This window comes from Flintibacter porci (assembly GCF_041925195.1).
Classification (GTDB): Bacteria; Bacillota; Clostridia; order Oscillospirales; family Oscillospiraceae; genus Lawsonibacter; species Lawsonibacter porci.
This window is the reverse complement of the sequence record NZ_JBHEVB010000002.1, coordinates 185616-199569: the sequence shown is the minus strand read 5'-3', so window position 1 is coordinate 199569 and position 13954 is coordinate 185616. Positions and strand designations below refer to the sequence as shown.

Genomic DNA, 13954 nt, shown 5'->3' with positions numbered 1-13954 from the left:
TCCGAATGAGTAAATTTCTCAAACGCTCTGCGCAAGGTGCGGGAGTTCCCCACGACAAGAGAACTTCCAACCTTGAGACGGTAGCGATGCCGCTTCCGTCAAAGATCGTCCTGTCCATGAACCAGCACATCGGCGCCCCCGCGGCGCCTGCGGTGGCCAAGGGCGATCAGGTGTACGTAGGCACCATCGTGGGTAAGGCCGGCGGCTTTGTTTCCGCCGATATCCACTCCGGTGTGTCCGGTACGGTCTCTGAGATCACCACCATCACCGGCTCCAACGGTTCCATCCAGACCGCCGTGGTCATCGTGCCCGACGGCGAGCAGAAGGTGGACCCCTCCATTGCCCCCCCTCAGGTCACTGACCTGAAGTCCTTCCAGGATGCCGTTCGTGCCAGCGGCCTGGTGGGTCTGGGCGGCGCCGGCTTCCCCACCGCGGTGAAGCTCGCACCCAAGAATCTGGACGAGATCGATACCCTGCTGATCAACGGTGCTGAGTGTGAGCCCTATATCACCTCGGATAACCGCTGCTTCATCGAGGATACCCACTTCATTCTCAGCGGTATCAAGGCTGTGATGAAGTACCTGAATATCCCCAAGTGCATTATCGGTATCGAGGCCAACAAGCCCGAGGCCATCGCCAAGATGAAGGCCGCCATCGACGTGGCCGGCATCGAGGTTAAGGAGCTGCCCTGCCGTTACCCCCAGGGCGCTGAGAAGGTGCTCATCGAGAACTGCACCGGCCGCGAGGTTCCCTTCCCCGGCCTGCCCTCCGATGTGGGCGTGATCGTGATGAACGTCACCTCCACCGCCTTCGTGGGCAAGTACTTAGAGACTGGTATGCCTCTGACCACCAAGCGCCTCACCGTGGACGGCGATATCGTCAAGGAGCCCAAGAATGTGGAAGTCATCATCGGCACTCCCATCCAGGAGCTGTTTGACTTCTGCGGCGGCCTGACCGAGGAGCCCGGCAAGGTGCTCTACGGCGGCCCCATGATGGGCACCTGTGTGGCCAGCCTGGACCAGCCCATCCTGAAGAACAACAACGCGGTGCTGGCCTTCTCCAAGAAGTTTGCCCACATGCCTAAGGCCACCAACTGCATCCACTGCGGCCGGTGCGTCAACGCCTGCCCCCTGGGTCTGGCGGCCAAGGACATCGTCAAGGCCTATGAGAAGGGCGATGTGGAGCAGCTTCAGGCGCTCAATGCCGATCTGTGCATGAGCTGCGGCACCTGTTCCTTCGTCTGCCCCGCCAAGCGGCCTCTGGCCCCCTCCATTGCCCTGGCGAAGATCATGATGAAGAATGGAGGTAAGAAGTAATGGGCAACAAACTGATCGTGACTGCCGCGCCCCACATTACCAGCGCGGACAGCACCCAGAAGATCATGCAGCGGGTGTGCATCGCCCTGCTGCCCGCTCTGGTAGCCTCCGTGATCATTTTCGGCATCAACGCCCTGATCATCACCGTTGTGACGGTGGCTGCCTGTGTGATTTTTGAATACCTGTACTGCAAGCTGGTGGGCCGTGAGGTATCCATCGGCGACTTCTCCGCTGTGGTCACCGGCCTGCTGCTGGCCTTCAACCTGCCCTCCACGCTGCCCTGGTGGATGCCCATTGTGGGCGCCTTCATCGCCATCGTGGTTGTGAAGCAGCTCTTCGGCGGCCTGGGTTACAACTTTGCCAACCCCGCTATCGTGGGCCGTATCGCCATGGCCATGGGCTTTGCCGGCCGCATGTCCACCTACGGCTTCCCCCAGGGCGTGGACGCCACCTCTGCTGCTACCCCCCTGTCCTCCGCGGCTGAAGGCATTGACTATGTCACTTTGCTGCTGGGCACTCACGGCGGCGTGCTGGGTGAGACCTGCGCCATCGCTCTGATCATCGGTGGTGTCTACCTCATCGTCACCAAGGTCATCAGCCCCACCATTCCTGTGACCTACCTGGCCACTGTGGCTGTGCTGAGCCTGATCGCCGGCAAGGATCCCATCTATCAGCTGCTCTCCGGCGGTCTGCTGCTGGGCGCCTTCTTCATGGCTACCGACTATGTCACCTCCCCCACCACCACCAAGGGCAAGCTGGTTTTTGGTATCGGTCTGGGTATCATCACCTGCGCCATCCGTTTCCTGGGCCGGATGAACGAGGGCGTTTCCTTCGCTATCCTGCTGATGAACCTGATGGTTCCCTACATTGAGGTCCTGACCCGTCAGGATCGTCTGGGCATCGCCAAGGTGAAGAAGAGCAAGGAGGGTGCCGCGAAATGAGTAACTGGAACAAGATCTTTAAGCCCATTGTGGTGCTGGTAATCATCTGCATTGTGATCACCGGTGCCCTGGCTGCCACCAACAGTGTGACCGCCCCCATTATTGATGAGGCTACCCGTGTCGCTCAGCAGAAGGCTCGTACCGAGCTGCTGCCGGAGGCCGAGGACTTTGAGCCTGTCACCGGTGTGGAGGTGGAGAACGTCTCCGATATCTATGCCTCCACCAACGATGTGGGTGTGATTATCACCAGCTCCGCCAAGGGTTACGGCGGCGATGTGGTGGTTATGACCGCTTTCAATCCTGACGGTACCATCAAGCAGATCAAGGTTACCGAGCAGGCTGAGACCAAGGGCATTGGCAGCAAGGTCGTGGCCACTCCCTCCTATTGGGAGAACTATATGGGCCTGGACGCCTCCGACGCTCTGGTTCTGAACGAGGACGTGGATGCGGTGACCTCCGCCACCATCTCCAGCACGGCTTTGATCAACGCGGTGAACTCCGCCATCGAAGCCTACAACGCGATTCCTTGAAAGGCAGGTGTATAAGATGAGTAAGAATCCCAGTAAACTTAAGATACTGACCAACGGTATCTTAAATGAAAACCCGGTACTGCGGCTCGTTTTGGGCACCTGTCCCACCCTGGCTGTCACCACCATGGCCTCCAACGGCATTGGCATGGGCCTGGCCGCCACCTTCGTGCTGCTGTGTTCCAACATCGTTATTTCCGCCCTGCGGAAGATCATCCCTGATCAGGTCCGCATTCCCTGCTACATCACCGTCATCGCCGGCTTCGTGTCGGTGGTTCAGATGCTGGTCAAGGCCTTCGTGCCCGCCCTGGACTCCGCTCTGGGCGTGTACCTGCCTCTGATCGTAGTTAACTGCATCATCCTGGGCCGTGCTGAGATGTTCGCTTCCAAGAACGGTGTCATCGACTCCGCTCTGGACGGCATCGGCATGGGCATCGGCTTCACCATCACCCTGACCATCATGGGCACCATCCGTGAGATCCTGGGCTCCGGCACCTGGATGTCCGGTCTGGACGGCCTGATCACCTCTCTGCCCGAGGGCTTTGCCATTCAGGTCCTGCCCGAGTCCATCGACCCCTTCACCATCATGACCAGCGCCCCCGGCGGCTTCTTTGTCTTCGGTGTGATGATGGCTGCTGCTACCTGGCTGACCACCCGCCCCAAGAAGGAGAAGGCCTCCGCTCCTGCTGAGACTGCGGAAGGAGGGAACGCGTAATGAACGCTATGCATCTTGCAAGCATCTTCTTCACCATGATCCTGGTGGATAACTACGTTCTGGTGAAGTTCCTTGGTATCTGCCCCTTCCTGGGCGTGTCCAAAAAGCTGGACAGCGCCGTAGGTATGTCCCTGGCCGTTACCTTCGTCATGGTGCTGGCTACTGCCGCTACCTGGCCCATCCAGACCTTCCTGCTGACTCCTGAGAGCGGCGCTTGGGATCTGGGCTATCTGCAGACCATCGTCTTCATTCTGATCATCGCCATCCTGGTGCAGCTGCTGGAGAACATCCTGAAGAAGTTCATCCCCGCTCTGTACAAGGCTCTGGGCGTGTATCTGCCCCTGATCACCACCAACTGCACCATCTTGGGCGTGACCGTGCTGAACATCGACAACGGTTATGACTTTATGGAGAGCATCGTGTGTGCTGCCGGCGCCGGCCTGGGCTTCCTGGTGGCCATGGTTCTGTTCTCCGGCGTGCGCCGCAAGGTGGAAGAGGCTGTGACCCCCAAGTGCTTTGAGGGCCTGCCCATCACCCTGGTGGCCGCTGCGGTGACCTCCCTGTCCTTCATGGGCTTCGGCGGTATCATCGAGTCCATCTTCGGTGCTTGATTAGGAGGGAGAGAAGAGTATGAATCCGATTATCATGGCAATCGTCCTGGTTGCCGTCATTGGCCTGATCGGCGCGATCATCCTGGTGGCTGCCTCCATCTTCATGTATGTGCCCGTGGATGAGCGGGTGGAGAAGATCACCGGCGTGCTGGCCGGCGCCAACTGCGGCGCCTGCGGCTGCGCGGGCTGCGCCGACTATGCCAAGAGCATTGTCGAGGACGGCAACGCCATCAACAAGTGTACCCCCGGCGGCGCCACCACCGTGGCCGCCATTGCCGAGATCATGGGTGTGGCTGCCGAGGCTACCGTGCCTATGAAGGCGGTCGTGGCTTGCTCCGGCACCTGCGACAAGACCTCCAAGAAGTATGAGTTTGAGGGCATCCAGAGCTGCCAGGCCGTCAAGGGCCTGTACGGCGGCGACGGTATGTGCCAGTACGGCTGCCTAGGCTACGGCGATTGTACCCGCGCCTGCGCCTTCGACGCCATCCACATCGTGGACGGTATCGCCAAGGTGGACCGGGAGAAGTGCACCGGCTGCGGCGCCTGTGCGGCTGCCTGCCCCAACCACGTGATCAGCGTGATTCCCGAGCACAAGCGTAAGCCTGTGGTTGCCTGCCAGAACAAGGATAAGGGCGCTCAGACCCGCAAGGCCTGTACCGCTGGTTGTATTGGCTGCATGAAGTGCACCAAGGTGTGTCATTTTGACGCCATCAAGGTGGAGAACAATGTGGCCTACATCGACCAGGAGAAGTGTAAGGGCTGCCAGCTGTGCGTCAAGGAATGCCCCATGGGCGTTATCCACATTCCCTCTGCTCTGTAAGAAAAGGGAAAAAGTCTTTAAAAAAACAGATCGCTCCCCGTTTCGGGGAGCGATCTGTTTTTTCTTTCTATAAACGGAGCAAAACCAATCCACGAGGCATCTCCTTAACTTTGTGGAGGCAAAACGAAGTTTCGCAGAAAGTTCTTTGCCACGCTTTCTTTCAAGAAAGCGTGGAATCGTCCGCAGAGCCGAGAATCTGGTGACAGTGGGCAAGAGCATCTTGCAGCTCCTGGTAGGCGGAGGCGCTGACGATGGACGAGGTACCGGCCTCATATTCGGCCATGGCCTCGTGGATGTTGACCAAGTAGCGCCGCTGGCCCACCGGAGCACCGTCCCGATGGATCATATAGTAGGGAGTGTAGCTTACCCCGGTGACGGTGGTCTCACCCTGAGCATCTTTGGTCAGCTCCAGGTCCAGAATGGCTGTGGTCTTGGTCTCCAGCTCCTGCTGGTTGGAGAGAAAATTACCCAGAGAATAGCACACAAAGCCCTGGCGCTCCGTTCCATCCCAGCCGATGGCGGTAACCGTCTCATAGGGCTGGAGCACATGGGGATGCCCGCCCAGCACCAGATCAGCGCCCTGTCCCACCAAAAACTCCGCCAGAGTCTCCTGATAGCTGTTCTGCGTGTTCTGATATTCCACGCCCCAGTGGATCATCACCGCAATCAAATCGGTGTCCAACGCCCGGGCGGCGGCCAGGTCGGCCTCCATCAGGGCCTTGTTAGGCTGAGAGAGGGTGGTGTAGTAGTCCAGATTGAACAGATTGGCGGCATACATGGTATCTGAGCTGAGCTGGAAGCCGTTGAGCCCATAAGTATAGGAGAGGAAGGCCACCGAAATACCGCCTACATCGGCTACGTAGATGCCGCTGTTCTCATCCCGCTCCACTTGGGAGCGGTAGGTGCCCACATGGGCCAGTCCGGCCTCGTCCAGCACGGCCAGCAGCTTGGCCATATCCCGGGCGCTGATGGTCAGACCACCGGCATAGTAGGTGGCGCCCATACCGGTCTCGGTGGGAACAGGCTGGCTGATTTGGGTCTGGATGCTGCGGCACAGCACTCTTTTGGGCTCATACAGATTGGCTAGCTGCTCCGGGCTTAAACGGGCGGCATGGAAGGAGGCGTTGATATCCAGGGAGTCAAAAAACTGGGCCTAGAGATAGTCATCCAGCAGTTGTCCGCTGGCCAGCTCCAGGGTAGTGCCGAAGATGCACATACCGAAATTACTGTATGCCCAGCTGTCGGCACGGTCCGGCTCACGATCACGCCAGGCGGAGGAGCGGCTGAGGATGCTTGTCAGCCTGTCCAGCCCACGGGTCATCTCCAGGTCCTTCAAGGTGGAGCTGTGGGTCATGAGGGAGCGGGGAGAGGGCAGCCGGAGGGAATAGGGGTTTTGAACGCGTTCTCCCCAGTAGCTGCTGAGAGGAGCGTCCAGATCCAAAACTCCATCCTGGGCGAGCTTCATGGCGGCCATTCCCTCAACCACTTTGCTGATGGAGGCGATGCGCACCGCAGTATCGGCGGTCATAGGGCGCTGATCCTGCACGGCCCAGCCCCACGCGCCGCACTGTGTCACTTCGCCGCGCTCCACCACGGCCACGGAGAGGGCGGTGGCGGAGTAGTTTTCAATGACCTGCTGGATGGCCTGGTCCATATCTTCCTGGGTCAGCCTGGGAGCAGGCGCGAGAGTCTCCGATGAGTTCAGGGCGCTGTCGGGGGTGTTGGAGGAAGTGTCCGCGGGGGGGTGCTGGGGATCCGATGAGGATTGAACCGGGGATGGAGCGCAGGCGGACAGAAGGGTGAGCAGCAGGACGCAGAAAGGAAGAAACGTTCGCTTCATCATAGGTAACTCCTGTCGAGAAATGGAAGAAACCGTCGGGTTTTATCCATTATATCGAAGAAACAGAAGGAAAACAAGCATAAAAAAGCCCCGCCGAAGCGGGGCTGAGGAATCAGGGGAGAGGGAGGCGGTAGAGCATGCAGGGACGGCCGCCGGTGTCGTAGTTGACCTGGGTGACTGCCTCTCCTTGGCTGACCAGATAGGTGAGGTAGCGCCGTACTGTGACAGTGGAAAAGCCGGAGCAGTCGGCAATGGTCTCACAGGTGGCGCCAGCTTGAGGAATCTGGCGCAGACAGGCGCGGATGCGGTCCAGGGTGCGGGTCTGCAGGCCCTTGGGGATGGAAGCGGCGGGGGCTGCGGAGGGGAAGAGAGCGTCCAGTTCCTGCTGGCTCACATTGTCGTGGGAGACCGCTTCCCGGTGCTGACAGAAGGTATCCAGGGCCTGCTGAAAGCGGCTGGCGGCAAAGGGTTTGACCAGATAGTCGGTGACTCCCAGCTTCAGCAGAGCGTCTACCGTTTTGCTGTCGTTGGCAGCGGTGACCATGATCACATCGATGCCGATCCCCTCCATACGGAGAGTGCGCAGCAGTTCCAGACCGGTCATGCGGGGCATATAGACGTCCAGAATGATGAGATCCGCCGTATGATGGAGTAGCCACTCCAGGGCCTCGTGGCCGTTGGAAAAGGCGCGGACCAATGCAAAGCGGTTATCCCGGGCCAGAAAGGTCCGGTGGAGCAGAGAAATCGTGGGGTCATCCTCCACAATCACAGTTTGGTACATAGAGGCCTCCAGTTAATTGAGAGGGAATTAGTTCCGTCTCCCTTGAGTAAAAAAGGTGAGGAAGAAAGACGTACCGGATTTCGGCTCGCTCTCCACCCGGATCTCGCCCTGGTACAGGTTCACCAGTTCCTTGATCCTGGCCAGGCCGATGCCATGGCCGTTCCCCTTGGTGGAAACATTGGGCTCAAAGATGTAGGGCAGCAGCTCGGGTACGATGCCGGGACCGGTATCTTCCACGCACAGGAGCAGATGGTCCTCCTTTTCCCGGATGCTGACGTTGATCTCCCGAAGCTTCCAGGAGGAGCGGTTGAGACACTCGGTGGCGTTTTCGATGAGGTTCCCCAGAATGGTCACCAGCACGCCGGAGGGGAGGAACCGCTCGTCGCCGGACAGCGAGCTCTTGGGATCCAGATGAAGATGAATGCCCAGTTCGGAGGCTCGGCTGGTTTTGCCCACCAGAAGGGCGGCTACGGCGGTGTCCTGGATCTGGTTCATCACCCGGCTCACCGACTGATGGTGGACCTGAGAGATATCCAGGATGTACTGCTCTGCTTTTTCCGTTTGTCCCAGCTGGATCATGCCCAGGATGGTATGCAGCTTGTTGACAAACTCGTGGGTGTAGGCCCGCATGGCCTCCACCAGATGGCGCACGCCGGTGAGCTCCTCCGCCAGGGAGGTAGCTTCGCTGCGGTCCCGGAAGATGGCCACCGCGCCCATGATCTTGCCGTTTTCCCAAATGGGCATCCGGTCAGAGATGGCCGAGCGCAGGCCGGGGATATGGGAGAGATGCACGTTGTATTCCGACTTGCCGGTGGTGAGCAGCCGGGAGAGGTGGGAGTCGGGGTAGATGTCATGCAGAGGTTTACCTAACACATCGTCCAGGTTTTTGGCATTGACCATGCGCAGGCCGGCCTGATTCATATAGACGATGCGGGAGTCGGTATCAATGGCCAGAATGCCTTCTTCCAGGGCGTCCAAAACGCCCTCGCGCTGGTGGAACATCCGCAGGAAGGTATCCGGTTCATAGCCCATGAGCGACTCCTTAATGGAGTAGGAGAGGTGGCGGGAGAGGACCAGACCCACGCTGGCGGCGATAAACGAGAGAATCAAAAAGCAGGCTACGGTATCGATCACCGTCCGGTTGACGCTGCGCACCCCGATGCCGACGGACACAAAGCCAAGCAGGGTGCCGTCCGTGTCGTGGACGGCGGCCTGAGCCCGGTGCTCTACGCCGGAAATACCCGCGCCGGTATCGACCTCGCTGTCCTGGCCATGGAGAACCGTCAGATTATCCAGATCGGGATATGTAGTACCCACATAAGAGGGGTCCGGGCTGTACACGATGGTACCGGAGGTATCGGCCACCACAATGGCGTCGATGTCCTGAACCCGGGAGATGGTGCCGTTGAGGTAATCGGTGAGCACCTCGCCGTCGGAGCGGCCGGCCAGCACATCGGCTACATCGGGGGACTGGGCCAGCACCAGGGCGGAGTTCATCAGATTCCGGTCCAGGTTGTCATACTCCATGCGCAGAGAGAAGGCCAGAGTGGTGGTCATCCCCAGCACGGCAGTCGTCAGAACCAGGAACAGACTCAGGGACTGGATCTTCTGGCGTATGGTCTTCGAGCTATAAAATTTCATTCCGATACCCCTCCAAAAAATGCAATGTCCGCACGCAAGGCAGGCAGAGTGCAGACCGGTTGAATGTGAAATGGACCTGGCAGGGTTTCTTTAAAATTTATTATAAGGATTTATCACAGTAATGTCAAATATGGAGACAAAAATAAACAAAAATAGACAGTAAGCGCGAGAAAAAATAGATAGTACGACGAAAAAACGGGGCGGTGAGCGGGAAGAGTCATTTTTTTTACTTTAAAAAGACTTCTCAAAAAAGACCGGCAGGATTTACAATAGGGACGGTGTTTTGTAACGCGCGGTACGCCGCGCCGGATCATCCGGGAGGTGGTTATTTGGAACAGATCAAAGAAAAGCTGCTGGAGGAGCTGCAAACGCCCACGGCGTTTACCATTCCCATAGGAAAAGGGATCCCCATTACCGAATCTGTGGTGGTGTCCTGGATCGTGATGGGTGTGCTGATTCTGGCGGCTCTGCTGCTGACCAGTAACCTGAAGGTGGAAAACCCCAGCAAGCTTCAGGTGGGCCTGGAAGAGGCGGTGAAGTTTTTAAATAACTTTGCTGACAGCAGCATCGGAAAGCATGGAGCGGTCTTTGCTTCCTATTTGGGAACCATTGCGCTCTACATCCTGCTGAGCAACATCATCGGCATCTTCGGTCTGGTGCCCCCCACCAAGGACATCAACGTCACCGCGGCGCTGGCAGTCATGAGTGCGTTTTTGATCTACGGAGCCCAGTTCCGGTACCGGGGACTTCGGGGAGGTCTCAAACAGTTTGCCAAGCCCATGCCCCTGCTGCTCCCCATCAACCTGATGGAGATCATCATCCGGCCCCTGGCCCTGTGTATGCGACTGTTCGGCAACATTTTGGGTGCTTTTATTATCATGGAGCTCATCAAGCTCATTTGCCCGGCGGTGGTGCCTGTGCCCTTCAGCATCTACTTTGACCTGTTTGACGGCACCATCCAGGCAGTTGTCTTTGTATTTTTGACCGCGCTGTTTACCGGCGAAGGAATTCAGGACGAGGAGTGAACGGTTCCGTGCCGCCGCTCCCAATTTAAGGAGGAAATTGTACCATGGAAATCGGAATGCTTGCGATCGGAATGTCTGTTATGACCGGCATCGGCGCCGGTATCGGTATCGGAATTGCTACCGGTAAGGCCAGCGAGGCCATCGCCCGCCAGCCTGAGGCCTCCGGTAAGATCAACAGCGCCCTGCTGCTGGGCTGCGCTCTGGCGGAAGGTACCGCCATCTTTGGTTTCATCACTGCTCTGCTGATTTTGTTCATGGGCTGAGACCGGAAGGAGGAAAGCTGCCATGTTGGAATTTCAAATTTCCACCATTGCGCTCACCGTTCTCAATCTGCTGATCCTGTACGTGATCCTGCGCAAGCTGCTGTTTGGGCGGGTCAATAAGGTGCTGGATGACCGGGCCGCCCTGATCCAGCAGACTCTGGATGAGGCTAAGGGGGAGAAGCGGAAGGCCGATGAGCTCAAGCAAGAATATGAGGACCGGCTGGCCCAGGCCCGCAGCGAGGCCAACGGTATTCTGGCCCAGGCCAAGACCCGTGGTGAGAAGGAGTACCAGGCCATTCTGGCCCAGGCTCAGGAGGATGCGACCCGGACCCGGGAGCAGTCCAAGGCCCGTGCCCAGGCGGAGCGGGACGAGATGCTGCGCACTGCCCGGCGTGAGGTGGCCCAGCTGGCCATGGAGGCGGCCTCCAAGGTGACCCGGAAGGCCCTGGATTCCGATTCGGATCGGGCAATTCTGGATGATTTCCTGGCGGAGGCAGGTGAAAAGAAATGACAGAACTGATTCAGCGTTATGCCGCCGCCCTGTATGATCTGGCCCAGACCGACAATATGGGACTGACCGGCGCAGCTCAGGAGCTGCTGGAACAGGAGCAACTGTGGAAGGTGCTCACCAGCTCCGCGGTACAGGTGGAGGAGAAGAAGGAGCTCATTCGCTCCGCTGCCCCGCTGGCCGGACTGGAGCCTCTCAAGGCATTTCTCTGCCTGCTGGCGGAGGAGGGCCATCTGGACCTGTTCCCCGACATTCTGGAGGAGGTCCATCAGCTGGAGCTGGCGGCCGACGGCGGCGCCGTTTGTGTGATGACCTGCGCCCACAAGCCGGACCAGGCGGCGCTGGACGATGTGCGCCGGGCGGTGTGCCGCCTGCGCAATCTGGACCGGGTGGTTCTCCAGGTGAAGATCGACCCGGAACTGCTGGGCGGCTTTGTGCTGGAGGTCCAGGGTGTGACCTACGACCGCAGTGTCAAGGGCCGTTTGGAGCGGCTGGCCAAGGGGCTGGAGAAGGGCGCCTCGGTCAGCGAGAGTATGGAAGAGCTGATGGGAAGTCTGCGGGATACCGTGAAGGGCTTCCAGATCGGCCAGGACACCAGCGAGACCGGACGGGTGCTGGAGGTGGGCGATGGTATCGCCACGGTACGGGGTCTGGACCGGGCGGTATATGGCGAGCTGGTGGAATTTGACACCGGAGTCAAGGGTATGGTCATGGACCTGTCCCGGGAGACTGTGGGCTGTGTGCTGCTGGGCCGGGAAGAGGGCCTGGGCGAGGGAAGCCGGGTCACCCGTACCGGACACCCCGCTGACGTGCCGGTAGGCCGGGCTCTGCTGGGGCGGGTGGTGGACGCCATGGGCCGTCCCATCGACGGCTTAGGTCCCATCCATGCTGCCGATACCCGCCCCATCGAGCGGGAGGCCAGCGGCGTTATTTCCCGCCAGGCGGTCAATGTCCCTCTGCAGACCGGTATTCTGGCCATCGACTCCATGATCCCCATCGGACGGGGCCAGCGTGAGCTGCTCATCGGCGACCGCCAGACCGGCAAGACCGCCATCGCGGTGGATACCATCCTGAACCAAAAGGACCAGGATGTGATCTGCATCTACGTGGCTATCGGCCAGAAGGCCTCCTCGGTGGCCCATGTGCGGGACACCCTGCAAAAGCACGGGGCTATGGAATACTCCATCATTGTCTCGGCCACCGCCAGCGATCCCGCTCCTTTGCAGTATATCGCCCCCTACGCCGGCGCGGCTATGGGAGAGTATTTTATGGAACAGGGACGGGACGTGCTCATCGTCTACGATGACCTGAGCAAGCACGCCGTGGCCTACCGGGCCCTGTCTCTGCTGCTCAAGCGCTCCCCCGGACGTGAGGCCTACCCCGGCGACGTGTTCTACCTCCACTCCCGCCTGCTGGAGCGGGCCTGCCGCCTGACAGAGGAGTATGGAGGCGGTTCCATGACCGCCATCCCCATCATTGAGACCCAGGCGGGCGACGTGTCCGCCTATATCCCCACCAACGTCATCTCCATCACCGACGGCCAGATCTACCTGGAGACCGACCTGTTCTTCTCCGGACAGCGGCCGGCAGTGAACGTGGGACTGTCCGTGTCCCGTGTGGGCGGCGCGGCCCAGACCCGGGCCATCAAGCGTACCGCGGGCACCATGCGTATCGACCTGGCCCGGTTCCGGGAGCTGGAAGTGTTTACCCAGTTCTCCTCCGACCTGGATCAGGCAACCCAGAAGACCCTGGACCACGGCAAACGGCTGCTGGAGCTGCTCAAGCAGCCTCTCTACCAGCCCATGAAGGTGAGCCAGCAGGCGATTCTCCTTTACATTGCCACCAACGGCTTGCTGGACGAGGTGCCGTTGGATCAGGTGCGGGAGTTTGCCCTGGACTTCTCCAAGCGTATGGAGCTGGAGCACTGGGAGCTCACCGCTGAGGTGCAGCGCACCGGCAATCTGTCCGGCGTGGCGGTGGAGACCATCCGTGCCGCTCTGGCGGACTATAAGAAGGAAAAGCTGCCCCAGGCTCAGAGCTAAGGGGAGAAAGGAAGGCGAGGCCCGTTGGCTGGAATCAAAGAGATCCGCACCCGGATCAAAAGCGTGGAGCAGACCCTGAAGATCACCAACGCCATGTATTTGATCTCCTCGGCCAATCTGCGCAAAGCCAAGGGGCGGCTGGACAATACCGTCCCCTATTTTACCAAGATATTCAAAACTATTGCCCACATTCTCCACCACTCTCCGGAGCTGGAGCACGATTTCTTCGACCAGCGCCCCGATGTGGAGCCCCAGGCGCGGAAGGTGGGTTATATCGTGGTCACCGGTGACAAAGGACTGGCCGGCGCATACAGCCATAATGTGCTCAAATTGGCCCAGCAGAGGGTGGAGGGGGAAAAGAACCTCTCCCTGTTCCTGGTGGGCATTGTGGGCCGGGTCTACTGCCAGAACCGGGACATTCCCTTTGTAGAAGACTTTAACTATGTGGTCCAGAATCCCACCATGCGCCGGGCCGGCGAGATCACCGACGAGGTGGTGGCACGGTTCCTCAGCCGGGAGCTGGACGAGGTGTACATCATCTACACCGAGATGGTCTCCGCCCTGCGCCTGGAGGTGCGGGAGCAGAAGCTGCTGCCTCTGGTCCGGGAGGACTTCCCATGGGACAAGGAGGACGAGCCGGAATACCGGCAGGAGATCCGCTATATCCCCTCGGAGGAGGCGGTGCTGGACAACATCGTGCCCAATTACATCCAGGGCATGATCTTCGGCGCTCTGGTGGAGTCCTACTGCTCGGAGCAGAGCGCCCGGATGACCGCCATGGAGTCGGCCAGCGACAACGCCAAGGACATGCTGAAAAAGCTGTCCCTGACCTATCACCGGGCCCGCCAGGCAGCCATTACCCAGGAAATCACCGAGGTGGCCGGCGGAGCCAGGAACGCCCGCTGATGGGCAGACGGACACAGA

The 13954-nt window shown here is 59.5% G+C and carries 15 protein-coding genes; 11 read left to right on the top strand and 4 right to left on the bottom strand.

What is annotated here, in order from left to right:
* Positions 1-5 precede the first annotated feature (5 nt).
* From rsxC to ACEVJL_RS02830, 6 genes are read left to right on the top strand one after another with little or no spacing between them, the layout of a single operon-like run.
* The gene (rsxC, locus tag ACEVJL_RS02855) at positions 6-1316 is read left to right on the top strand and encodes an electron transport complex subunit RsxC (protein ID WP_020989721.1); all 1311 of its coding nucleotides are present in this window, start codon (positions 6-8) and stop codon (positions 1314-1316) included.
* Entirely contained in the window at positions 1316-2257 is a 942-nt protein-coding gene (locus ACEVJL_RS02850; protein WP_008981044.1) for an RnfABCDGE type electron transport complex subunit D, read from the top strand. The genes rsxC and ACEVJL_RS02850 overlap by 1 nt, the downstream gene beginning before the upstream one ends.
* Entirely contained in the window at positions 2254-2787 is a 534-nt protein-coding gene (locus ACEVJL_RS02845; protein WP_235396808.1) for an RnfABCDGE type electron transport complex subunit G, read from the top strand. Before ACEVJL_RS02850 ends, ACEVJL_RS02845 begins: the two co-directional genes overlap by 4 nt.
* A 16-nt stretch (positions 2788-2803) precedes the next feature.
* Positions 2804-3499 (top strand): electron transport complex subunit RsxE, encoded by a 696-nt coding sequence (gene rsxE / locus ACEVJL_RS02840; protein ID WP_235396806.1) that lies wholly within the window; start codon positions 2804-2806, stop codon positions 3497-3499.
* An 8-nt stretch (positions 3500-3507) separates the two neighbouring features.
* The gene (locus ACEVJL_RS02835) at positions 3508-4110 is read left to right on the top strand and encodes an electron transport complex protein RnfA (protein WP_235396958.1); all 603 of its coding nucleotides are present in this window, start codon (positions 3508-3510) and stop codon (positions 4108-4110) included.
* A 19-nt stretch (positions 4111-4129) separates the two neighbouring features.
* The gene (locus ACEVJL_RS02830; RefSeq protein ID WP_325208055.1) at positions 4130-4930 is read left to right on the top strand and encodes an RnfABCDGE type electron transport complex subunit B; all 801 of its coding nucleotides are present in this window, start codon (positions 4130-4132) and stop codon (positions 4928-4930) included.
* Between the two features lie 160 nt (positions 4931-5090).
* Here the strand turns inward: ACEVJL_RS02830 and ACEVJL_RS02825 are convergent, their stop codons facing one another.
* The 4 genes from ACEVJL_RS02825 to ACEVJL_RS02810 all read right to left on the bottom strand — a co-directional run bounded on the left by ACEVJL_RS02825 (position 5091) and on the right by ACEVJL_RS02810 (position 9192).
* A complete protein-coding gene (locus tag ACEVJL_RS02825; protein WP_374736794.1) occupies positions 5091-5990 on the bottom strand; it encodes a CapA family protein in 900 nt (299 codons plus the stop codon).
* Between the two features lie 93 nt (positions 5991-6083).
* Positions 6084-6773 carry a serine hydrolase gene (locus ACEVJL_RS02820; protein WP_374736793.1) on the bottom strand — a complete coding sequence of 230 codons (690 nt, stop codon included), beginning with the start codon at positions 6771-6773 and terminating at the stop codon, positions 6084-6086.
* Between the two features lie 109 nt (positions 6774-6882).
* Positions 6883-7551, bottom strand: coding sequence for a response regulator (locus tag ACEVJL_RS02815; RefSeq protein ID WP_235396800.1), 669 nt, complete (start codon positions 7549-7551; stop codon positions 6883-6885).
* Between the two features lie 27 nt (positions 7552-7578).
* Positions 7579-9192, bottom strand: coding sequence for an ATP-binding protein (locus tag ACEVJL_RS02810; RefSeq protein WP_151076067.1), 1614 nt, complete (start codon positions 9190-9192; stop codon positions 7579-7581).
* Between the two features lie 329 nt (positions 9193-9521).
* Between ACEVJL_RS02810 and ACEVJL_RS02805 the strand changes: the two genes are divergently transcribed.
* Genes ACEVJL_RS02805 through atpG form a run of 5 tightly spaced genes read left to right on the top strand, consistent with a single transcriptional unit; the run spans position 9522 to position 13936 of the window.
* Positions 9522-10217: a F0F1 ATP synthase subunit A gene (locus tag ACEVJL_RS02805; RefSeq protein WP_110440352.1), complete on the top strand. Its 696-nt coding sequence runs from the start codon at positions 9522-9524 to the stop codon at positions 10215-10217.
* A gap of 44 nt (positions 10218-10261) precedes the next feature.
* Entirely contained in the window at positions 10262-10480 is a 219-nt protein-coding gene (gene atpE, locus ACEVJL_RS02800; protein ID WP_008981034.1) for an ATP synthase F0 subunit C, read from the top strand.
* A 22-nt stretch (positions 10481-10502) separates the two neighbouring features.
* The gene (gene atpF, locus ACEVJL_RS02795) at positions 10503-10991 is read left to right on the top strand and encodes a F0F1 ATP synthase subunit B (protein ID WP_008981033.1); all 489 of its coding nucleotides are present in this window, start codon (positions 10503-10505) and stop codon (positions 10989-10991) included.
* Positions 10988-13030, top strand: a complete 2043-nt coding sequence (atpA, locus tag ACEVJL_RS02790; RefSeq protein WP_235396796.1) for a F0F1 ATP synthase subunit alpha — start codon at positions 10988-10990, stop codon at positions 13028-13030. Before atpF ends, atpA begins: the two co-directional genes overlap by 4 nt.
* A 24-nt stretch (positions 13031-13054) precedes the next feature.
* Complete coding sequence (atpG, locus tag ACEVJL_RS02785) at positions 13055-13936, top strand: ATP synthase F1 subunit gamma (RefSeq protein WP_374736792.1); 882 nt, start codon at positions 13055-13057, stop codon at positions 13934-13936.
* Positions 13937-13954: the final 18 nt, after the last annotated feature.

Coding starts and splice junctions, on each gene's coding strand:
- ACEVJL_RS02835 (WP_235396958.1), top strand. CDS start 3,508: ATGCATCTTGCAAGCATCTTCTTCACCATGATCCTGGTGGATAACTAC.
- rsxE (WP_235396806.1), top strand. CDS start 2,804: ATGAGTAAGAATCCCAGTAAACTTAAGATACTGACCAACGGTATCTTA.
- ACEVJL_RS02810 (WP_151076067.1), bottom strand. CDS start 9,192: ATGAAATTTTATAGCTCGAAGACCATACGCCAGAAGATCCAGTCCCTG.
- ACEVJL_RS02815 (WP_235396800.1), bottom strand. CDS start 7,551: ATGTACCAAACTGTGATTGTGGAGGATGACCCCACGATTTCTCTGCTC.
- ACEVJL_RS02830 (WP_325208055.1), top strand. CDS start 4,130: ATGAATCCGATTATCATGGCAATCGTCCTGGTTGCCGTCATTGGCCTG.
- atpE (WP_008981034.1), top strand. CDS start 10,262: ATGGAAATCGGAATGCTTGCGATCGGAATGTCTGTTATGACCGGCATC.
- ACEVJL_RS02845 (WP_235396808.1), top strand. CDS start 2,254: ATGAGTAACTGGAACAAGATCTTTAAGCCCATTGTGGTGCTGGTAATC.
- atpF (WP_008981033.1), top strand. CDS start 10,503: ATGTTGGAATTTCAAATTTCCACCATTGCGCTCACCGTTCTCAATCTG.
- atpA (WP_235396796.1), top strand. CDS start 10,988: ATGACAGAACTGATTCAGCGTTATGCCGCCGCCCTGTATGATCTGGCC.
- ACEVJL_RS02820 (WP_374736793.1), bottom strand. CDS start 6,773: ATGATGAAGCGAACGTTTCTTCCTTTCTGCGTCCTGCTGCTCACCCTT.
- ACEVJL_RS02850 (WP_008981044.1), top strand. CDS start 1,316: ATGGGCAACAAACTGATCGTGACTGCCGCGCCCCACATTACCAGCGCG.
- rsxC (WP_020989721.1), top strand. CDS start 6: ATGAGTAAATTTCTCAAACGCTCTGCGCAAGGTGCGGGAGTTCCCCAC.